21 protein-coding genes and 1 tRNA gene are annotated in these 19,253 nt (G+C 44.4%); 3 read left to right on the top strand and 19 right to left on the bottom strand.

Annotated features, from left to right (window positions below; translation table 11 throughout):
* Nucleotides 1-5: 5 nt before the first annotated feature.
* From EX191_RS17690 to EX191_RS17620, 15 genes are all read right to left on the bottom strand, one after another.
* Nucleotides 6-560, bottom strand: coding sequence for a DUF6162 family protein (locus tag EX191_RS17690; protein ID WP_006741227.1), 555 nt, complete (start codon nt 558-560; stop codon nt 6-8).
* Nucleotides 557-877 (bottom strand): hypothetical protein, encoded by a 321-nt coding sequence (locus EX191_RS17685; RefSeq protein ID WP_046873904.1) that lies wholly within the window; start codon nt 875-877, stop codon nt 557-559. Before EX191_RS17685 ends, EX191_RS17690 begins: the two co-directional genes overlap by 4 nt.
* A 42-nt stretch (nt 878-919) precedes the next feature.
* Nucleotides 920-1,750: a DUF4198 domain-containing protein gene (locus tag EX191_RS17680; protein WP_104973341.1), complete on the bottom strand. Its 831-nt coding sequence runs from the start codon at nt 1,748-1,750 to the stop codon at nt 920-922.
* Nucleotides 1,751-1,765: 15 nt separating this feature from the next.
* The gene (locus EX191_RS17675; RefSeq protein ID WP_006741224.1) at nt 1,766-2,305 is read right to left on the bottom strand and encodes a DUF2271 domain-containing protein; all 540 of its coding nucleotides are present in this window, start codon (nt 2,303-2,305) and stop codon (nt 1,766-1,768) included.
* Between the two features lie 21 nt (nt 2,306-2,326).
* Nucleotides 2,327-2,956, bottom strand: coding sequence for a PepSY-associated TM helix domain-containing protein (locus EX191_RS17670; RefSeq protein WP_048625143.1), 630 nt, complete (start codon nt 2,954-2,956; stop codon nt 2,327-2,329).
* Between the two features lie 133 nt (nt 2,957-3,089).
* On the bottom strand, nt 3,090-4,262 hold the full coding sequence (locus tag EX191_RS17665) for a tetratricopeptide repeat protein (protein ID WP_054866885.1): 1,173 nt from the start codon (nt 4,260-4,262) through the stop codon (nt 3,090-3,092).
* A complete protein-coding gene (locus tag EX191_RS17660) occupies nt 4,259-4,879 on the bottom strand; it encodes an energy transducer TonB (protein ID WP_006741220.1) in 621 nt (206 codons plus the stop codon). Before EX191_RS17660 ends, EX191_RS17665 begins: the two co-directional genes overlap by 4 nt.
* Nucleotides 4,879-5,283: an ExbD/TolR family protein gene (locus tag EX191_RS17655; protein ID WP_005374257.1), complete on the bottom strand. Its 405-nt coding sequence runs from the start codon at nt 5,281-5,283 to the stop codon at nt 4,879-4,881. The genes EX191_RS17660 and EX191_RS17655 overlap by 1 nt, the downstream gene beginning before the upstream one ends.
* Nucleotides 5,280-5,834: a MotA/TolQ/ExbB proton channel family protein gene (locus EX191_RS17650; RefSeq protein WP_006741219.1), complete on the bottom strand. Its 555-nt coding sequence runs from the start codon at nt 5,832-5,834 to the stop codon at nt 5,280-5,282. Before EX191_RS17650 ends, EX191_RS17655 begins: the two co-directional genes overlap by 4 nt.
* Nucleotides 5,834-7,201: a MotA/TolQ/ExbB proton channel family protein gene (locus EX191_RS17645; RefSeq protein ID WP_193448164.1), complete on the bottom strand. Its 1,368-nt coding sequence runs from the start codon at nt 7,199-7,201 to the stop codon at nt 5,834-5,836. The genes EX191_RS17650 and EX191_RS17645 overlap by 1 nt, the downstream gene beginning before the upstream one ends.
* The gene (locus EX191_RS17640) at nt 7,202-7,969 is read right to left on the bottom strand and encodes a DUF3450 domain-containing protein (protein ID WP_053807981.1); all 768 of its coding nucleotides are present in this window, start codon (nt 7,967-7,969) and stop codon (nt 7,202-7,204) included. It lies immediately after the preceding gene.
* Between the two features lie 74 nt (nt 7,970-8,043).
* Nucleotides 8,044-10,143 (bottom strand): TonB-dependent siderophore receptor, encoded by a 2,100-nt coding sequence (locus EX191_RS17635; RefSeq protein ID WP_193448163.1) that lies wholly within the window; start codon nt 10,141-10,143, stop codon nt 8,044-8,046.
* Nucleotides 10,144-10,350: 207 nt separating this feature from the next.
* On the bottom strand, nt 10,351-11,724 hold the full coding sequence (locus EX191_RS17630) for a sensor histidine kinase (protein WP_193448162.1): 1,374 nt from the start codon (nt 11,722-11,724) through the stop codon (nt 10,351-10,353).
* On the bottom strand, nt 11,724-12,389 hold the full coding sequence (locus EX191_RS17625) for a response regulator transcription factor (protein WP_005393531.1): 666 nt from the start codon (nt 12,387-12,389) through the stop codon (nt 11,724-11,726). Before EX191_RS17625 ends, EX191_RS17630 begins: the two co-directional genes overlap by 1 nt.
* Before the next feature lie 147 nt (nt 12,390-12,536).
* Nucleotides 12,537-13,490, bottom strand: coding sequence for a lactate/malate family dehydrogenase (locus EX191_RS17620; RefSeq protein WP_193448161.1), 954 nt, complete (start codon nt 13,488-13,490; stop codon nt 12,537-12,539).
* A gap of 239 nt (nt 13,491-13,729) precedes the next feature.
* On the opposite strand from EX191_RS17620, the gene EX191_RS17615 reads away from it, so the two are divergent.
* Entirely contained in the window at nt 13,730-14,440 is a 711-nt protein-coding gene (locus tag EX191_RS17615; RefSeq protein WP_193448160.1) for a glycerophosphodiester phosphodiesterase family protein, read from the top strand.
* Nucleotides 14,441-14,475: 35 nt separating this feature from the next.
* Here EX191_RS17615 and EX191_RS17610 read toward each other — a convergent pair whose 3' ends face one another.
* The gene (locus tag EX191_RS17610; protein WP_048624649.1) at nt 14,476-14,958 is read right to left on the bottom strand and encodes a L,D-transpeptidase family protein; all 483 of its coding nucleotides are present in this window, start codon (nt 14,956-14,958) and stop codon (nt 14,476-14,478) included.
* Nucleotides 14,959-15,247: 289 nt separating this feature from the next.
* Here EX191_RS17610 and EX191_RS17605 point away from each other — a divergent pair, with 289 nt between their 5' ends.
* Together EX191_RS17605 and EX191_RS17600 are read left to right on the top strand one after the other, a co-directional pair.
* Nucleotides 15,248-16,243, top strand: a complete 996-nt coding sequence (locus EX191_RS17605; RefSeq protein ID WP_065645572.1) for a 2-hydroxyacid dehydrogenase — start codon at nt 15,248-15,250, stop codon at nt 16,241-16,243.
* Between the two features lie 85 nt (nt 16,244-16,328).
* On the top strand, nt 16,329-16,685 hold the full coding sequence (locus EX191_RS17600; protein ID WP_005374274.1) for a YibL family ribosome-associated protein: 357 nt from the start codon (nt 16,329-16,331) through the stop codon (nt 16,683-16,685).
* A gap of 163 nt (nt 16,686-16,848) precedes the next feature.
* Here EX191_RS17600 and EX191_RS17595 read toward each other — a convergent pair whose 3' ends face one another.
* The 3 genes from EX191_RS17595 to EX191_RS17585 all read right to left on the bottom strand — a co-directional run bounded on the left by EX191_RS17595 (nt 16,849) and on the right by EX191_RS17585 (nt 19,113).
* Nucleotides 16,849-17,880 carry a cytosolic protein gene (locus EX191_RS17595; RefSeq protein ID WP_193448159.1) on the bottom strand — a complete coding sequence of 344 codons (1,032 nt, stop codon included), beginning with the start codon at nt 17,878-17,880 and terminating at the stop codon, nt 16,849-16,851.
* A gap of 103 nt (nt 17,881-17,983) precedes the next feature.
* Nucleotides 17,984-18,745, bottom strand: coding sequence for a cytosolic protein (locus EX191_RS17590; RefSeq protein ID WP_193448158.1), 762 nt, complete (start codon nt 18,743-18,745; stop codon nt 17,984-17,986).
* A gap of 277 nt (nt 18,746-19,022) precedes the next feature.
* Nucleotides 19,023-19,113, bottom strand: a tRNA-Ser gene (locus tag EX191_RS17585).
* Between the last annotated feature and the right edge of the window lie 140 nt (nt 19,114-19,253).

The following is a 19,253-nucleotide window of genomic DNA, read 5'->3' as shown; positions in this document are numbered from 1 at the left end:
TTGTCTTAATGGGCGTGAGAATGGGAAGAAGAGGAATCTGACAGAACGATTTGTTGCCAGCCATGCTGGCGGCGTTTTGCTAGATCGCTTAGTACCTCCGCATTTAACGATCGGCTAGAATCACTAAACCAAATATCAGCTTGAGAGCCACGGCTATCCAGAAGCATAGAGGCAGAACCTTGGGCATTTTTCTTCATGCCAATGTAGACTCCGTCATCGATTCGTTTCCACTGATGAGACCCTTTGCGCTTCCAATTTTGGTCTTTTACGAATGGAGCAATCCAAAGCGCCTCCATGTCAGAGACCTCAGGCCAAGTTCCAGTTTCTAGCTGCAAATCACGAATCTCTTCATGAGCAAGCTTAAGTTCAGCGATCAAACCCAACTCGTTTTGATGTAAGTCCGTGATTAAAACTTGATGAGCCTGTATGTCTGACTTTTCAGTCGCAACCTGATGGTAGGGCATAAGTATGGCTGCAAAACCGAGAATCGCTGCGATAGTCAGTGCGACCCACTTTCCTTCTCGGTTACCATCATCGGGACGAACTTTCTGTACACTCATTTCTCTTTCAGCTCAACGATATCCACTTCCACCGGGCTTTCATGTCCGGCATCAAATACCAAATAGAAATCTGTTTCAGGGTGAGTAAATTCTGCGATGGAACGCTTATCTGTTTTTTCTTTGGCGATCAGATTGTCGTCGTAATCGTACATTTCGACATCGTAGTCGACCGCTGTCGATCCATCCGAGTAGCCCGCTTCACAAATCACTTTATCTTGCGCCAAGTGACAACTCATCAGAGGGAAGTGTGCAGCAGCGTGAAAAGAAGCAAATCCAGAAAAAAGCAAAGCAGCTTTTAGAAGAGAAGTGTTATTCATGATGATTCCAAAATGGCCCAGCGATTGCTGAGCCTAATTCGATTAGTTAAGTTGAGTTTCAAACGTAAGGTGAACATTGGCACTCGCTTTATCCGCCAATGGATTATCTTTTAATTCACCTTTGTAGTTCGCTTTCATTAAGTAGCGCCCTGCGACCTCTGGCGTGAAGATCACTTTGCCATCTTTATCACTCACCACATCGATTTGTTCTTGATGATTTCGGTACATGGTGCCTTCTCGTGTAATCTCCGCTGTGACGCCCTCTTGTGGCTCACCATTGAAGAAAAACTGGAAAGTGACTGGTTCACCTTCAATGATGTCCGATGGATGCGTGACCGGCTTCATCTCCAGCATTTTGCCTTCAATCTCCAACGCTTTGTCCGTTGGCATACCAACCGTAATGTAGCTTTCTGCTCGGGTGTAGCTTAGTTGAGTAACCACATCACGCGCCTGTTCTGGAAGAACATCATGACGCTCAGCTTTGTTTGCTCGCGCCCATTTCACCGTATCACGACGACCCGCTTTGTATTGGGTGTAGTAGCTCGGCTGATTATTGATCGCGACTTTGTGCGTGCCTTCTTCCGTAAAAAAGAAATCAAACATAGAACGACGTTTGCCACGAACAACAAAGTTAGGACGCTCAGAACGGCCATCCGGCATCACCACGAACGCTTGGTCACTACCCGCAGGCTTATCAAAAACAAACGTTCCGTGAGAAGCAGTAACATCAAATGTCAGCCAGTCACCGCCTTCTTTTGAAACCGTAAAGTGAGAAGGCAGAACCCAACGTGGATGCGCTTGTGCGGTGGTTGTTGCAGCCAATCCCATTGCCATTACACTCGCCAATGCCACTGCTTTGATTTTGGTTTTCATTGTTGTGTCCTTTAATCACTTAACTTGATAATTGACGGTGATGACACCCGTCTCTTGTGTTGGTTTAAGCTCATAGCGCACTTCACTGTCCGCTAGCGTTATTTTTTGACGTAAGTAGTTTCGCCCACCATGTTCACGAACAACTTCGACGTACAATGTGTAATTTCCCTGCTCCAAACGCTTTCCTGCATCATTGGTTCCGTCCCAAACAAAACGGTACTGTCCAGCAGGGCGCGTTGCAGACGTCACCGCATCAACAAGTTCACGATCATAACGACCCGCTTTTCTCCACCAGCTGCGCAGGTCTTTTAGCCATTCGTCTTTTCCTACCCATAGCTGAATGGTTTTAACCGGTTTACGCTGGTCGTTTTCAACCCAAACCGCCACATAAGGGCGTGCGTACATTGAAGTGTCTATCTTTGGAAGTTCGAATTCGAAATCGATCTTCGCGTTATCTGGTAGAGGAGCCGCAGAAAGAGAGAAAGGAGCAAAAGCCGCGATCAAAGCGGCTTTACAAAAGTGATTACGGCGGAAAAATCTTCCTGTGTTCAACATAAGTGTTCTCTAAAAAAGCTGTTATGGAACAGCAACAAAATAAATCACGAGCGACAGTAACGTACCAAAGCTCATCCATTGCATTGACGTTCTAAGCGTCTTCTTCTTAGGCAGTAATAAGCACACACCTGTTAGAACAAAAAACACCATCAAAAGCGCAGTGACGTCGATAAACCACTTCCAAATCCCACCACTGTTGCGACCTTTATGTAGATCGTTCAACAACGCAACAATACCGTAGTGCGTCGTTTCAACCTCTGCCGCACCAGTAGTCATATCAATAAAGACCGTAGCGTTATAACCCGGGCCTTTAAAATCCATAGACAACTCTCCGAGTAACAACTCACCTTGCTCAACTTCGGTATACACATCTAACGCAGAGGGAGTGCCGCGAAGCTCGGTTTCTTTAGTCAGGAAAGCAAGCAGTTCTTCACGGCTAGGTTGAAAAGTATCTGAATGTGAGAATAGGACTGAGTGTGGAACCGTAAGAGTATGTTGTTGAATGATAGGTTCACGGCGTTCAAATAATTCGGGGCGATTGAGGGTAATACCAGTTATTGCAAAAAACAGCGTAACTAAGAGAAGAGCCATCGAAATATAGATATGTAGGCGGCGAGCCCAAGTTTGAACACCTTTGCTTTTAAGCAACATAGAAACAATCATCACCAATAAATGTGGGGCATAATTTAGGTGATAATCATTCGTATTGGCATTTAATTTACATTGTTTACTTTAGACAAAAAAATACCCGAGACTGAGCTCGGGTATTTAATAAAAATGTTCGCTATGAGTTCTGCGTCGATTCTACTTTGCGTAGCTGTGATAGATACTTAACCCAACTTTTTGCCTGATTCGATGGCTTAATCTCATTCGCTCTTTTGGCATTAGCAAGTGCATCGTCAAACCGCTTAAGCTTGTAGTAAGCTCGAGTTTTGATAAGTGCGACATCCGCTTTACGACCGCTGACCTTATCGAGCGCGGCAAGGGCATCTTTATAGTGGCCTTCTTGCACCAATAATTGAGAGTAGTTCCAGTAATACTGTCGGTCTAACTGAGCAGCAACACGCCAACTATCGATAGACTCTTCCCACTCTTTTGCCATTTGCCAATACGTCGCTTGCTGAGCTTTCAGTTTACTATTCGAGTTTACATCCTCTAGCTCGTTCATTACCAACGCAGCTCTCTCTGGAATACCTCGTTTCGCGTACAATTGTGCGAGCAGCTTTAAGTCATCTTGGCTAAGTTGTAACCCTTTCAGTTTTGCCAACGCCAAAGAGTCCAGAGCACGTTTGTTGTCATCAACACGCAGGTAAAGAGCAACAAGCTGACGCCACCATTCAATTCGCTCAGGTTCAATCGCGATCAATCGTTTGATGGTCGAGATTGCCGGCTTCCACTTTTTCAGTTCTAGCTCAGCAGAAAGCTTTATCGACAATGCGCCAAGCTTGTCTGGCTGACCAAACTTCTCATAACGAGCCATTGCTGAAAGCACTTTCTGCCACTGACTCAGTTGATAATGAGATTGGGAAATACGCAGCCATAGCTCATGCGCTTTTTGACCTTTAGGAATGTTTTTGCTCAAGGCATAGTAATGAGGTAACGCCTTAGAAAAGCGTTGCTCGTTCAGCAGTATATCTGCCAACATTTTTCGGGTTTGCCATGCTTGCTCATCTTGTAGCAAACCACTATTGACTGCCAACTCAAGTTGCTTAATCGCCGCTTGAGTTTGCTCGTTCTGCCAGTAAAAAATACCCAACATTCGAGCGACATAAGCTTGGTCATATCCACGAGAAAGCTCCATAGCTTCAAGAGATGAAATCGCTTCTTTTAGTTTCTCCTCTTGAGCCAAGTTGTGTGCTCGTTGAACTCTCGCGGCAGTGTATTGGCTTAACTCACTGGCAATGGTTGAAAGTGCACTCAGGCTTAATACCGTACCGATTAAGAATTTTTTCATCATTTGGCTAACTTGAACTCCACTTTAGCGGTTTGTCCATACTGCTCAATTGACACACCATCCTCAACTTTTGGCTGATACTTCCATTTTTTAAGCGCACGGATTGCTTCCCTTTCGAACATACGCTGTGGCTCAGCCTCGATCACTTCAATATCTTTTGGTCGTCCTGTTGCATCGATCGTGAAACGCATAATGACATAGCCTTCAACTCTACGTTTCAGCGCCTTACTTGGATAACGAGGATCAACACGATACAACGGCAGTGCTTGTTGGTTGCCCATTGTTCCCTTCAAGTTTGGCGCGCTGATCGCGATACCTTCAAGAGCAGTGTTCAAACCTAAAGCACTGACTGGCGTCATCTGGCTCATTGGCTCCATTTGAGTGTCAGCTTGAGACAGATCCATTGGCTCCGGCGCTTGGGGTGGTTCTGGTTGCTCCGGCACTGAACGTTGACGACGCTGCACGTCTGCTTCATTCTCTACCATCACCATATCAAAACGAACCGCTTCCGAAGCTTCTGGCGCACGCTGGTTGCCTTTATCAACCATCCACGCCATAAAGCTAAACAGGCTCACAGAAATTAACAATGATGCTGGTAGTGCAAGTAACAGCCTGCCCATTAAGGTTTCTCCGCCGCCAATGCGATGTTTTTCACGCCCGCCGCTTTTGCAGCGTCCATCACTTTCACGACAGTGCCATTGTAAGCATGCTCGTCAGCTTGGATAACTAACGAAGCATCAGGCTGATCAAGTAACAAGTGCTCAATAGAGGCCTCAACACGCTCAATATCAACCACTCGTTTGTCGATGTACACGTCATTTGCTGCCGTTACCGCGATAAAAATGCCCGCATCTTTTTGGCTTACCACATTAGAAGCCTGAGGGCGGTTCACTTCTACACCGGATTCACGTACAAACGAACTAGTCACAATGAAGAAGATCAACATGATGAAGACGATATCAAGCATCGACGTTAAATCGACTTGAGCTTCATCTTGTTGGTTAGGTCTGCGTCCGAGTCTCACTTTTGACTCCTTAAAGATTGTTCTAACTGGATAGCTTTTCGTTCACACACTTTGCTAAGGCGAGCATGAATAAACATGCCCGCCAGCGCTGCTACCATACCCGCCATGGTTGGCAGCGTAGCAAGTGAGATACCAGAAGCCATCAATTTCGGATTGCTGCTGCCTTGCGATGCCATTACGTCAAACACCGTAATCATGCCCGTCACCGTCCCTAACAACCCTAACATTGGGCAAACCGCCACAAGTAGTTTAATAGTCGATAGGTTTTGGCGCAGTTCGATTTGCGCTTTTGCAATCCATCCTTCACGGATTTGATGCGCGTACCAAGAGTGGTGCTCTGATCTTGCTTGCCACTGCTCACAAAGCTGTTTCTTTACCCCAGGGAAAACCGTTGTGAGATAAATAACTCGCTCCATAACCAACAGCCAGCACACCGCCACGACGGCAGCCAGCCACCATAGGATTTGACCACCTTGCTGCATAAAGCTCATCAAGGTTGTGGCCCAATCCTCACTGATCAAACCCAATGTGTTGAGTAGGATCTGCTCCATTACGCTGCGTTCTCCGCTAAGGTGTTAGAGTGACTTTTGTTGCTCGGCATATCACGCTCAGCTTGTTCTGCAACTAAACCGATACCTTGCTTTTCTAAGATACTGCGAATATTTTCTGCTTGAGAGCTCAATACGTTGTGCGCCAATAACAATGGCATGGCTGAAACAAGGCCAAGTACAGTAGTTACAAGCGCCATCGAAATACCACCCGCCATTACTTTCGGATCACCATTACCAAATTGAGTGATGACTTGGAAGGTTTCGATCATACCCGTTACCGTGCCCAGTAGACCAAGCATAGGGGCCAGCGCAGCAAGAAGCTTCAGCATCGACAACCCTTTTTCTAGGTGGGTTTGCTCATCAACAACGGCTTCCAAAAGACGTAGCTCTAACGCTTCTACGCTGCGATGCTTATCTTTCTGATACACCGCAAGCACACGACCCAAAGGGTTGTCTCCTGGCTGTGCTGGAGTTTTCAGTTGCTTCATAATTTTCTGGCGCGAAATCATCAGAGATGCACCACGTACGAGAGCAATCAATAGGCCGATAGCTAATAAACCAAGGATGATTTTACCGACAACGCCGCCTGCATTTAAGCGATCAGCCAAAGTCGGTGAGTTTGCGAGCTGCTCAAGAAGAATGCCGCGTGACGGGTCAATGACAAGCGCATCAATGTCACCAGAGGAAATAGTATTCGCTGTTGGACCGCTTTCAGGCTGACGAAGATAGTTTACCGCATCTCCGCGTTGACCATTCCACTTAACGTAGCCAGTGTCATGCAGCAGCGCCATAGAACCAAGACGAACACCATTAACCGTTTGTTCACGACCTTCGCCATTTAGCAGTGTGAAAGAGACGTTTGCCATCTCACCACTTGCTTTGATTTGTTCTTCCATGCTGTGCCACATCGCCTGAAGTTGGGTCAACGTTGGCAGTGATTTAGCCGCAACAATAGCATCGATATCTTTCTGATATGAGTTTGCATCTACACCCGTTACTGAGCTCTTGAGCTCTGACTCTAGCTCTTTTGCGTTCTGGCGAACGACGCCAAATAGCTCACCTAAGCTCCCGGTTTCTAGACGTAGCTTTTCTTCTAGCTGCGCCAGTTCCGCTTCGTTTTCACCGAAAGTAACACTTAATGAATCCGCTTCTGCTTGAAGAGCAGCTCGCTCTGCGGCCAATTTATTCTTTATAGCCTGTAGCTCTTGCTCTGTTTTCTTAAAACCTGATTCACGCGTGACATTGTGCGATTGCTGCTGACGATTTTCTTGCTGCGCCTTTTGTAACAACGCATCACTAGCAACAGTTGTATGAGGCATTAATGCGGCTGTCGAGATTAGTGCAACCGATAACCATTTTTTCATCATTTATTTGCCCTCCGCAGCGGTTAACGACACTGGCAGAGTTAACATACTCGGCGCGATCTGTTTATTCGCCATAGCGAACGCTTTATCTAGCTCTGATTTTTGCTCAGAACCCACTTGTTGCCATGCTTGTTGTTGCTGTGACCAGCTCCAGAATGTCTCACCAGATAAGCTACGTGCTACCAAAGACAAACGCCCTAAATAGAGAATGTCCGCCTCCACAGCTTCATTGTCACCCAGGTTAATCTTGCCTTGGTAAACACCAAGCTTGGTGCCGTAATCCATTTCAATTTGGTACGCTTCTAAAATACGACGAAACTTCTCTGCATCCGCAACGTCTGCACGCGTCATCATGGAATCCAGCTTTGCAATTCGCTCCTCACGTTGCGCTTTGCGTATAGGTTTGTCGTTAGCGACGAGCACTTTTAAGCCCTCAAGCATGTGATACATCAAAGGCACGACACCTTGACGAGTTTGAGCAATCTGCTCAATTTGCTCGTTCAAGCTATCAACTTCTTGATTTTGGCTCTCAACAAGGCTTGCAAGATGATCGCGATAAATCTTCAAGTTACCGACTTCCTCTTGCAGCTGCTCAATTTCAGCTTCTAGAGTAAGTGATTTTTCTGCGCTTGCATCAATACGTTTTTGGCTTACCGCCGACGACTGGTTTGTTTTACTCTGCACAGCTTGTGCATCGTTTAAGTTCGCCGCGTGAGCGGGAATCAAAACCGATGATATCAACAGAGCGATACTTGATTTCATTAGATTCATACGAGTTATATTTCTGTGTTCCAAAAACGACCAAAGGGGAAGACTACCCTTCCCCTTTAATAATCAAATTGTTATCAGTACTTGAACTGGATTGTTGCCATGTAGTTGCGGTCTTCTCCAACCACAACCCCACTCGCACCTTTTTGCTCGCTATTCGTGCTACCGCCACCTGCGAAGTAGTCGGTATCGAATAAGTTCTCGACATTGAATCGAGCAATGATATCCAAGTTTTCATCGTACTTATGTTTGTATGACACGCCCATATCAACGCGAGCGTAGCCATCTTTCTTGAAGGTGTTCTTTGCATCACCGTAGCGATCACCTTCATAAATCAAACCGAGGTTTAAGTTAGTGTTGTCTTGAACCTTGTAGCTAGACCATAGACTTGCCGAGAACTCTGGCACGTCTACAGGGCGGTTACCCTCGAATTTTTTATCCGCTTTCGTCAACTCTGCATCCAAATACATTGCAGAAGCCGTTAGCGACAACTCGGGGGTCACAAAACCTTGAGCCATTAACTCAGCACCTTTGTGAACTTGCTCACCACCTTGCGTTTTCTTATGTAGAACCTTATTACTAGCATCTTTACCACTTTCAACATCTAGCGACATGTTCTCTAATGTGATATCAAACACAGCACCTGATACAAATAAGCGCTGATCAAACAGTTCCCACTTCGTACCGATTTCATAAGAAATTCCGCGCTCTGCATCTAGCTTCTCTCCATCGTTCACGTAAGTTTTGCCACGACCACTGCTGACTTCACCTTGCGGCATAAAGCTTTCAGAGTACTGAACGTAAACCGAGCCATTCGTCGCTGGGTGGAAAATTACACCAAATTTTGGAGAAACCTGGTTTTCAGTCAGGTCATCATCACGCTTTTCGTCATAACGAACACCTGCAAGCACTTGCCAGTAATCATTAATCGTCATCATGTTTTGTGCGTAGATACCCCAAGTGTCGTGCTCGCTTGTGGACTGCTTAACTTTCCCAGAGTAGCCAGGACGAGGCACTGACTGACCGGCTTCTATACTTATAGGGTTGTAATACTTTTGGAAACGGTCATAGGTATACTCTAGATAGTTCGCACCTACCAAAAACGTGTTATCTGTACCAAACAGAGAAAAGTCCGTCGTCACATCTATATATGCAGTATCAAACACCCAATTATCTTTGCGTTCGTTACCAGAATGGTCGATCTTAGTATCTTGGTCATAAGTATCGAAACCTGGGTAAGACTCTACATCAAAACGCTTAAAGTCTTGACGGTTGTAACCCGCTTTTACGTTTACATTGTCAGTCACTTGAGCATTAATATCGATACCGTAGTTTTCTACTTCGTTGTCAATCTTTGACCACTGGGCATCCCAGATGTGCTTGTCACCGCGAACCGCTTTACCATCCACAATGTAAGCACCAGAATCCACGCTACCATCGTCTTTCGTGCGATCGTAATGCGCTGACACCATAAAGTTGTCGGTGATGTCGTACTCAACCACTAGGCCCGCAACCGTACGATCCGTTTCTGGCTCGGTACCATCGCCGTAGCTGCGCCAAGAGCCGTAGCTTTCTTTGGCAAAAATTGCGCGCGCGCGCAGTGTCTCTGCATCATTTAGCGCGCCACTCACATCAAGCACAGTACGTGAGTGATCATTCGAACCTAGATCTTGACTCAAACTAGCTTGTGTTTGAGTTGTTGGTTTTTTCGAAACCATGTTTACCAAGCCACCCGGCTCAGATTTACCGTATAGCAAGCCTGATGGACCTTTAAGCACTTCAACACGCTCTAAAAGCTCAATTGGCTGACGGTAGTGTGACCAGTGTTGACGGCCATCACGAAGAAAACCGTCTGAACTGCTAAGTTCAAAACCACGTAGAGAGAAACGTTCGCGGTTACGGCTTGTACCACCCGCGCTAACACTTGCATCGTTACGTAACACTTCACCAAGTGTACTTGCACGCTGCTCATCAATTACCGTTTCATCGATAACCGCTACTTGTCCTGGCGTTTCCAGCTGCGTCATTTCCATGCGCATTGCTGTACTGTTTGTATCCGCCTTGTAGCCGAACTCTCGACCTTCTACAACTACATGTTCGTCTGTTTGAACGTCCGCCACTGCAGGTGTTGCTAACACCGCACCGATCACTAGCGCCAAATGGCTCTTAGTAAACATATCCTTTCACTCCGATTATTATTTTTCGGGTCACATACTTATTGAATGCGATTCCCTCTTAATTATTTCGCGGGTGAATATAAGTGATAAGTATTACCATTTGCATTAAATTTACATTCTTTGCATTTGCAAACTTTTGTAAAGTACTCTCTGATGACGCACCACAATAACGCGATCAACATCACACTTAATAAGACTTAACTATACTTACTGCTTGAACACCAAAGTAACACTCAGACCTCCTTGTTCACGATTTTTCGCCGTAACGGATCCACCCATAATGCGCATGGATTCTTTGACAATCGCGAGACCTAAGCCATAACCGCCAAGCTTCTTATCTCTTGATGCATCTAAGCGAGTAAACGGGTCAAAAATATCGACCAACTTGTTCTCTGGAATACCTGACCCATTGTCGGATACAGACATGGTAATCAATTGCTGCCCATCTTTGACATGATTAGCCAGATAAACTTCTATATGAGATGCTTGCCCTGAATATTTGATGGCATTTCCAACAAGGTTATTCAAACAACGAATGACGAGCGTTTCTTCGCAAAAAGCTTTGGCGCATGTTGCTTCTGAACGGAATGACAATGTTTGTTCTGGTTTTAAATCGATTTTGCACCGCTCTACTTGCGGTGCGAGCAACACCTCTAAATCACGGCGTTTCGCACCTTTGTCGAAACGCGCATTTTCCAAGCGACTGAACTCCAAGATATCGCTAATCAAATGGTTTAGCTCTTTAGCTTCGTCTTCTAGCCTGGTCACCAAGCTTTGCTCGTTCTCCCCAACTCGCTTCCGCAAAAGGTGTAGAACTAAATTCTGTCTTGCTAACGGCGTTCGGAGCTCGTGGGAGACATCTCTTATAAGCAATCGCTGCTTTTCGGCAAGAGAATGAATTTGCTGTGTCATGTGGTCGAAGTCTTGCGCCAGCTCGTTAAACTCGCGCGTATTCGATTTTAACTCTTTCACCACACTGACATTAAAGTCGCCGTTAGATAGCTTTTTGCTTGCTTCTCTTAAGCGATCAAGCGGCTGTTGTAAGTTGCGTGCCATTAGCAATGAGAACAACGCCAAAATAACTACCGCAATCACCACTTTGAGAATAGAGAAATATAAAATGAAGTCATGTGCGGGATGCAGTCGATGTGGCAGTTGAATCACCAAGCTATTATCTTTAATCAAAGGGATATTGATAATCGGGCGATTTACCTTTCCCTCAAGTTGATCATCAATACTTCTTTTAAATTGAAGTTTGAACTCGAAGTGTGGATGCATTAAACGGTGAGTGACCGGTTGCTGGTGCTCATTCAGCACAAACAGATAAAAGTTTTGCGCGTTCGCCCAATCCGCAAGTTCGTCCATATCTCCGTGCTCAATCAGCACATTGGCTTGATATGCAAGATCGAGCATTTCTTCTCGCACACTGTCCGGCACTTTTAGCATGGCTTTCACGAGAGCTTGCTCCGCCATTGCTTGTACGACCAAAATACTTATCACAATTGCAGTCATATAACTAAACAACTTAAACGCTAAGCTGTCTTTACGTTTCGCGATAAAAGGTGGGCACGTGAGCTTCATTAATTGTTTACAGCCTCTAGGTAGCTGTAACCTTTGCCACGGAAGGTTTTGATATGTTGCTTAGAGAGCCCTGCTTCTACTAGCTTGCGACGTATATTACTGATGTGCATATCAAGGTTGCGGTCAAAAGGGCTTAGCTCTTTCTTTAATACTTCGGTTTGGAGTTCCGCTTTTGAAATCACCACACCTTGGTTTTTGACTAAATAGCTCAGTAATTCAGCTTCCGTGCTTGTGAGTGGTAAGCTATTGAGCTGAGCACTGATCGTTTGAACGGTACTGCACATCGCCTGACGTTGGCGCTCTAAACCAACACGACGAAGAATCGCTTTGATGCGCATCAGAAGCTCAGCAACATTAAAAGGCTTTCCTATGTACTGATCGGCTCCCGCTTGGTAGCCATCAAGCATCGAGTTTTCATCATTAAGAGCAGTAAGCATTAGAATAGGTGTCGCGAAGCGTTGACAGATTCTACGGGCAACTTGCATGCCGTTAAGGTTTGGTAACATGACATCAAGCAGTACAAGATCTACCGGCGTTTTTTCCATATATTGCAAAGCACTTTCACCGCAATGTACAGAAGAGACAATATAGCCCTCCTCTTGCAAAACTGCTTCTAATAGCTCACACAAAGGAACGTCATCATCCACTATCAAAACTCGAGACATTACCACTCACCATTTAAATAAAAATGGTTCGCATTCTATTACTCATTTACAAATTAAACAACTACACATCCTAGGGCTTTAGTACAAATAGCTCTATGGCAGTAGACCGGAGTGCTAAGCTAACTAGAGCCTGATAATGAGGGTAGATCAGGGCGTTAGATTCGTCTGCTTAGCGACATTTTCCACGATGTGTTTTAAATGGGTGCTGATCGTTTTTAATGTGGCAAGCTCCTCTTCAGTGAAGGGATGCATCAGAACTGAGTTTGCTCCGCTTTTTCCAATAACCGTAGGTAGGCTGAGAACAACATCATGCAAACCATATTGCCCCGACATCATCTTACCGACGGGCAACACCGATCGTTCGTTAATCGTCACGGCTTGAATGATTCGAAAGACACTGGCGGCAATGCCATGAACGGTGTTCTGCTTACGCCGAAAGATTTCGTATCCCGCCTGTTTCACCGCCTCAAGAAGTGCGTGCGGATCAATTCTCTCAATGTTATGGGTATCGCAGTAATAGTCGGCCGGTTGCCCAGCGATAGAAATTAAGCTCTTAGGAGTAAAGCAATGGCTACCATGCTCTCCTAATACATAACCAAACACGTTCTTCGGGTCTAGGTCTACACGGCCAGCAACAATACTCATTAAACGAGCGGTATCAACTACACAGCCACTGCTAATAACTTTACTCGGCTCAAAACCGGTGTTGGTGACAATAAAGTGCGCCACGATATCGCATGGGTTTGACACAACAATCAACACCGCATTTGGCGCTACGCGTTCTATTTGACGCGCAATATCAACTCCAATTTGAGCATTAACCTCAGCAATATCTAAACGAGTTTGTCCTTGTTTAATCTGCGTACCAGCGGTGATAACAACAAGAGAGGCTTCGAGTAAATCTAAGTAATCATCCGACGGCATAATGCGTGTGTTTTTTGAAAAAGTCAGTGCCATCGTGTGACGAAAATCAAACACTTCACCCTTGGCACGTTCTAAATTTTTATCAAGTAGAACAAGCTCACTAAAACCACCCAGAGTGAGTAAGTAATTACATACTCCCACACCAACAGCTCCTGCACCAATAACACCGATCTTCATATTTCTCTCTCCCGATAACCATGATGCACTCGCAACTACCTTGCTCTTTAAAAATGAGCGGCAGGAGAATAAAAGTCCAACTTTGGTTCATGATTCGACAGGAGTTCTTCCAACGACCTACCTTGACGAATGGGCGATTTGGCTTTTATTAAGACGATCTGACAACATGCACCTTGAGGTATATCTTCAAAGCAAAAAACGAGTACAATCTGCTCATCACAAAGCAGAAGATGAAGAACATGGAAACATTAGTAATTGGTCATCGTGGTGTTGCTGGCTCATACCCAGAAAATACAAAAGTGAGCGTTCAGGCCGCCATTGACCTCGGATTAAATTGGGTTGAAGTTGATGTACAACCGACCAAAGATAATGTTTTAGTGGTTTGCCATGATCACACCATAAATCGATGCAGTAATGGACAAGGGCGTGTCGATGAACTGACGCTGGAAGAGTTAAAGGCGTTAGATTTTGGTAGCTGGTTCAGCGCAGATTTTTCAGGTGAGAAAATCATGACATTAGATGATCTGCTCACTTTAGCTACTGAGCACAAGCTTAACTTGAATATTGAAGTTAAGGTAGATCGCCACCCAGCAGAAGAAGTGGCACAAGCTCTCGCCAACGTACTAGCAAAAAGTCCCATGCCGCAAGAGAAGGTACTACTCTCCAGTTTTAGTCATGATGTCATTAGAGCGCTGCATAAAAACTGCAATGAGTATCGATTAGGTGTATTGAGTGAATTCTTAACGAGAAAAGATAAACGCCTTTTGGAAGAAGTTAACGCCTATAGCTGCAACCTAAACATTAACTGGGTTCGCTCGCGCCAAATAAACAAACTCCAGCAGGCGGGTTACAAAGTGATGTGTTATACAGTGAACAATCCAAACAAACTGAAGTACCTACCTCAGTTAGACGGTATATTCAGTGATCATCCACAACGCTTTATGCCATAGCACATACCACCTTGAGCTTCAGAGGCACCATTTCGTTACCACTCAATCTGAATTGGTGTCCCCATCTCGACAAGCTGGATAAACTCATCCATCTCTTCATTGGTAATCGCAATACACCCATTGGTCCAATCAAAGCTTTGAATATAAATCGGCAACTGACTCTCACCGTTTTTTAAACCATGAATTTTGATGTTCCCTCCTGGGGACACACCTCGGCGCTTCGCTTCCAACGTATCAATCGCATCAGGGTAGCTAATATGCACAGAACGATAAAAAGCCGAGTCTTCTATGACGTAATCTAAGGTGTATTCGCCCTCAGGTGTACGATTGTCTCCCTCTTCTTGTTTATGCCCTTTAGGGTTCGCTCCTAAAGCAATGCGGTATTCTTTTAGTATTGTGCCTTGTTCCATTAAATACATTCGACGCTTTGACTTGTCGACTTTAACAAAATCTACAGCTGCATGGACGCCAGAAGCCAACACACAACACAAGAACATAGAGCACCATTTCACTGACATTGCCGGAACGCCTAACCTAACTAAAGTGAACAAGAAAAGAGCGATTATGCTAGTCAGTTAGCGCCCGTAAAGCAAACAGTATCTAGGGTAGACCCTGTATTACCCCAGGAGCTAATGGAATGAGCGCACAAGTGCAGAATCGTAAGATAATACTCATTGAAAGGCGTGATCGTTATCGTTGTTTGATATGGCAAAAGTTAAAGAGAAGATTTCTCTATTCATTCCGCCTAAGTTGCATTACTTTATAAGTATATTTATTTATAAAATCCGCACTTTTTGAGAGGGAACCATGATTAATATTGCTTTTTTTAGTGCAAAATCCTACGACGAGGCCTCTTTTAATAAAATTAAAAATAACCGAGATTTTGAATTCCACTATCACGACTTCCGGCTAACCGAAAAAACCGCCAAAATGGCACATGGTTGCGATGTCGTGTGTGCTTTCGTCAATGATGACCTTTCAGCTCCCGTTCTTAAACAGCTTTCTCTGGGCGGAACTAAGCTTATTGCCATGCGCTGCGCGGGTTTTGATAAAGTTGATCTACAAGCCGCTAAAGAACTTGGCTTACAAGTAGTTCGAGTTCCAGCTTACTCACCAGAGGCGGTGGCGGAGCACACAGTCGGTTTGATGATGTGCCTAAATCGTCGCCTTCACAAAGCCTACCAACGCACACGTGACGCCAACTTCTCGCTAGAGGGCCTAGTTGGCTTTAACTTTTACGGGAAAACCGTTGGTGTCATTGGTACAGGTAAGATTGGTATCGCGACGATGCGTATCTTCAAAGGGCTTGGCATGGAGCTGCTTTGCTATGACCCTTACGAAAATCCATTAGCACTAGAAATGGGAGCGCGTTACTGTTCGCTTGAAGAAATCTACGCTAATGCGGATATTATCTCTCTCCATTGTCCAATGAGTGAAGAAAACTATCACCTATTGAACGAAAAAGCCTTCGCGCAAATGAAAGATGGTGTGATGATCATTAACACTAGTCGAGGCGAGTTGCTGGATTCACTAGCGGCGATAGAAGCCTTGAAACAAGGTAAGATTGGCGCGCTTGGTCTAGACGTGTATGACAATGAAAAAGACTTGTTCTTCCAAGATAAATCTAACGATGTCATCGTAGACGATGTTTTCCGTCGCTTATCGGCTTGTCATAACGTGCTGTTTACTGGCCACCAAGCATTCTTGACTCACGAAGCACTTAATAATATTGCCTCAGTTACGCTCGATAACGTCGAAGCCTTTTTCTCTGGTAACGTATCGGGCAATGAACTGATTAACTAAAGCCAGACAATCGAGAAGTATAGTAGAGCGTGTGATCTCAGCTATGCTATACTTCTCGACTATTTAAAATTTGAGCCAAATTACCATGAGCATAAAAACTGATATTCAAAAGCTGCACAACCGTTTAGATACATGCCAACGTAAACTTGATGCGGCACGTTCTCGTGGTGATCACGAAATGATTACAAAGTTCACGGATGAAGTAGAACAGCTAACCAAAAAGCTTAATCAGTTAAAGCATAAGCAAAACTATGAGCTGAACAAAGAACGTAAAAGCTTACTTGATATGCCATTCTCTCGTGAAATCACCAAAGCAGAACAAGCGGACATCGGCAAACTGAAAAAACGCGTACGCGGCTTAGTAATCGTTCACCCACTAACAAAAGTTGGTAAAGAGCTTCGCCTCGATGTCATGACAGGCTTTGCGCCAAAAGAGTTTTAAACTCATATTAATACTCGTTGAGCCTAAGCATTTGCTTGGGCTTTTTATTTTGTACTGCTTCATTAAATTTCATCGAAATATCAACCCATAAACTATTAAAAAGGTCAGAGACAAAAGCCACTGACCTATTTTCAACCAATACCGTCTGCATTACATCTCAACGCTACGACAGTTGCTGCAACTTGTGCTCCACAACGGGGTCATTCGGAACTAACTGCTGAGCCACTTCCAAAAGTTGTACTGCATCTTGCGGATTGTCATGCTCATGCTTCATCGCAATATCAACAAGTGGCTGAATATCGATTTGCGCTTGATGCTCCTTCACATGTTCTTTCTTTTCTTCAATTAACACATTATGAGCGGTACTCAGTAAGTTCAAACGATGCTGTGAACTCGCATTCGCCTTGTTAAGGCACTGATAGTAATCTTCTTTTAATCGCAGCGTTTTGGTCTGATGGCGAAACTGCGCTATATCTATCTTCTGATAACGTATAAAATCTACGGCCACTTGCTTATAAAAACCGAATTTATTCAAATACGTCGCGTGTGTACCATGCCCCATACCGAAGACTCTCAAGTGAGTGAGCTCTGGGTAGCGTTTGGCGTGAAGGCGGTCGATTTCATTGGTTGGATCATAAATGATGTAACCTTTTGCATCTCCAAGGTTGAGGTCGTGGTACTTTCCTTCCCAATCAAATTGTTGGGCAAGTTCAGTACTTGGCCTGTCATCCCATGGCACTAGCACTTTGTTTTTTGTACTGACCGGGTGAAACATCAATACTTGATCCAACTTTAATAGATTGGAAAAAGCGCCAATAGCAAAACCACCGCGGCTAAGGCCATAACCTAAACGGCATTCAAAAGGCTCAAGTAATGTCGATAACTGCTCTAGAAAGAAAATCAAATTACGGCTGCGAAACCAGTTACTTTTCCCAAGGTGCTGAAAAGAAATAATATTTACTTTTTGTTTCTGGGCTAAGCGATAGCCCCAAGGCGCAAAGTCTGAGTGTAAGTCCTGTACTTGTAGATTCGTACCAGCAGGGGAAAAGGTGAACAACAGCGGTTTATTGCGGTCGACAAACTCATACTTAACAAACACATCATCAAGTAAGTCCTCCCCGGACATCGGTAGCCTGGTTTGCTGTTCTTCACGAGAAAGAGCCAGCCATTCATCCAACCAGTACAGTAACTTCATTAATCCTCCATCTAAATTGCGCCTAGCAATTGTGTTAAAAATCTAGTTTTTAGTGTGTGATCATCTCCCCCTAATTACAGGGGACTCTGATATCAGTCCTCTTTTAAAACAAAGCGTGAATTTGCTTATTAAATTGGTCAATATCTATGGTTTGATGACGAACAAATTCCTTCGCCACCAGATTAAAAAATTCTAATTTATCTAATTGTGTGGATTGAGTGCCGTGCCCCATACCGACGACTTTTAAATGAGTAAGCTCTGGATAACGTTCAGCATGAAGACGATCAATACGATTGGTGGGGTCATAAATAATGTAACCTTTGGCATTGCCCAAATTTCGATCATGGTAGCCGCTTTCCCAATCGAACTGTTGAGCAAGCTCAGTGCTCGACCGATCATCCCATGGCACTAACGCTTTATTTTTTGTGCTAACAGGATAAAACAACAAAAGACGCTCCAACTTCAGTAAGTCAGCGAATGCGCCAATAGCAAAACCACCTCGGCTCTGCCCATAACCCAAACGACATTTGAAGGGCTTAAGCAACTCAGACAACTGCTCCAGAAAGAAAATCAAATTCCGGCTACGGAACCAATTGCTTTTACCTAAATGTTGAAAGGCAATAATATTTACTTGTTGTTGTATTCCGAGGTCGTAGCCCCAAGGAGAAAAATCCGGAGTTAAGTCTTGTACCTGAGCATCAGTACCGGAAGGAGAAAATGTGAACAACAATGGCTTGTTAAGATCGACGAATTCATACTTCACAAAAACATCATCAAGTAAATCGTAGCCAGAAATTGGTAAAGCAGCATTTTGCTCTTTTTGAGTAAGCGCTTGCCATTCATCTAACCAGTAAAGTAGCTTCATTTTTTCTCCAAGTGCATCCGCAGTATTTAGACTGAAACTCTATCAAAATGCTTTTAAGCATCCCACGTTGAGACTTAACAAAGCTCTACTTAAAGCCCAAATGACCTATGGAAATGTCTTCGATTGAAGATATTACTGCGTAAACTACACCCAAAGTGAGTACGCTAAAGAACTTAGAGAAAGGGCCGGAGAAAAGCCAATTAGAAGTTTTCGATAACAGCTGTTAAAAAACAGCAGATACAAAAAAACCGCTGTAAGAACAGCGGTTTTTTAAAGGTGGCGGAGAGATAGGGATTTGAACCCTAGATACGCTATTAACGTATGCCGGTTTTCAAGACCGGTGCTTTCAACCACTCAGCCATCTCTCCACAAATTGTCACTAAAACTTAGTCTTATACTATCGATGCTAATTTTTAGTTTTGCCTTCAGTTATCTTAATTAAAAAGAAAACTTGAAAGCGATGTTTAAAGCCTGGCGATGTCCTACTCTCACATGGGGAAGCCCCACA

This window comes from Vibrio chemaguriensis (assembly GCF_012275705.1).
Classification (GTDB): domain Bacteria; phylum Pseudomonadota; class Gammaproteobacteria; order Enterobacterales; family Vibrionaceae; genus Vibrio; species Vibrio diabolicus.
The sequence above is the reverse complement of the archived record's forward strand: the minus strand, read 5'-3'. Positions and strand labels throughout refer to the sequence as shown.

Bases quoted from the DNA above. Each gene is read 5' to 3' on its own strand.
- EX191_RS17600 (WP_005374274.1), top strand. From the start codon at position 16,329: ATGAGCATAAAAACTGATATTCAAAAGCTGCACAACCGTTTAGATACA.
- EX191_RS17620 (WP_193448161.1), bottom strand. From the start codon at position 13,490: ATGAAGATCGGTGTTATTGGTGCAGGAGCTGTTGGTGTGGGAGTATGT.
- EX191_RS17645 (WP_193448164.1), bottom strand. From the start codon at position 7,201: ATGATGAAAAAATGGTTATCGGTTGCACTAATCTCGACAGCCGCATTA.
- EX191_RS17630 (WP_193448162.1), bottom strand. From the start codon at position 11,724: ATGAAGCTCACGTGCCCACCTTTTATCGCGAAACGTAAAGACAGCTTA.
- EX191_RS17680 (WP_104973341.1), bottom strand. From the start codon at position 1,750: ATGAAAACCAAAATCAAAGCAGTGGCATTGGCGAGTGTAATGGCAATG.
- EX191_RS17690 (WP_006741227.1), bottom strand. From the start codon at position 560: ATGAGTGTACAGAAAGTTCGTCCCGATGATGGTAACCGAGAAGGAAAG.
- EX191_RS17610 (WP_048624649.1), bottom strand. From the start codon at position 14,958: ATGTCAGTGAAATGGTGCTCTATGTTCTTGTGTTGTGTGTTGGCTTCT.
- EX191_RS17595 (WP_193448159.1), bottom strand. From the start codon at position 17,880: ATGAAGTTACTGTACTGGTTGGATGAATGGCTGGCTCTTTCTCGTGAA.
- EX191_RS17670 (WP_048625143.1), bottom strand. From the start codon at position 2,956: ATGTTGCTTAAAAGCAAAGGTGTTCAAACTTGGGCTCGCCGCCTACAT.
- EX191_RS17665 (WP_054866885.1), bottom strand. From the start codon at position 4,262: ATGATGAAAAAATTCTTAATCGGTACGGTATTAAGCCTGAGTGCACTT.
- EX191_RS17675 (WP_006741224.1), bottom strand. From the start codon at position 2,305: ATGTTGAACACAGGAAGATTTTTCCGCCGTAATCACTTTTGTAAAGCC.
- EX191_RS17635 (WP_193448163.1), bottom strand. From the start codon at position 10,143: ATGTTTACTAAGAGCCATTTGGCGCTAGTGATCGGTGCGGTGTTAGCA.
- EX191_RS17685 (WP_046873904.1), bottom strand. From the start codon at position 877: ATGAATAACACTTCTCTTCTAAAAGCTGCTTTGCTTTTTTCTGGATTT.
- EX191_RS17660 (WP_006741220.1), bottom strand. From the start codon at position 4,879: ATGGGCAGGCTGTTACTTGCACTACCAGCATCATTGTTAATTTCTGTG.
- EX191_RS17605 (WP_065645572.1), top strand. From the start codon at position 15,248: ATGATTAATATTGCTTTTTTTAGTGCAAAATCCTACGACGAGGCCTCT.
- EX191_RS17615 (WP_193448160.1), top strand. From the start codon at position 13,730: ATGGAAACATTAGTAATTGGTCATCGTGGTGTTGCTGGCTCATACCCA.
- EX191_RS17625 (WP_005393531.1), bottom strand. From the start codon at position 12,389: ATGTCTCGAGTTTTGATAGTGGATGATGACGTTCCTTTGTGTGAGCTA.
- EX191_RS17650 (WP_006741219.1), bottom strand. From the start codon at position 5,834: ATGGAGCAGATCCTACTCAACACATTGGGTTTGATCAGTGAGGATTGG.
- EX191_RS17590 (WP_193448158.1), bottom strand. From the start codon at position 18,745: ATGAAGCTACTTTACTGGTTAGATGAATGGCAAGCGCTTACTCAAAAA.
- EX191_RS17640 (WP_053807981.1), bottom strand. From the start codon at position 7,969: ATGAATCTAATGAAATCAAGTATCGCTCTGTTGATATCATCGGTTTTG.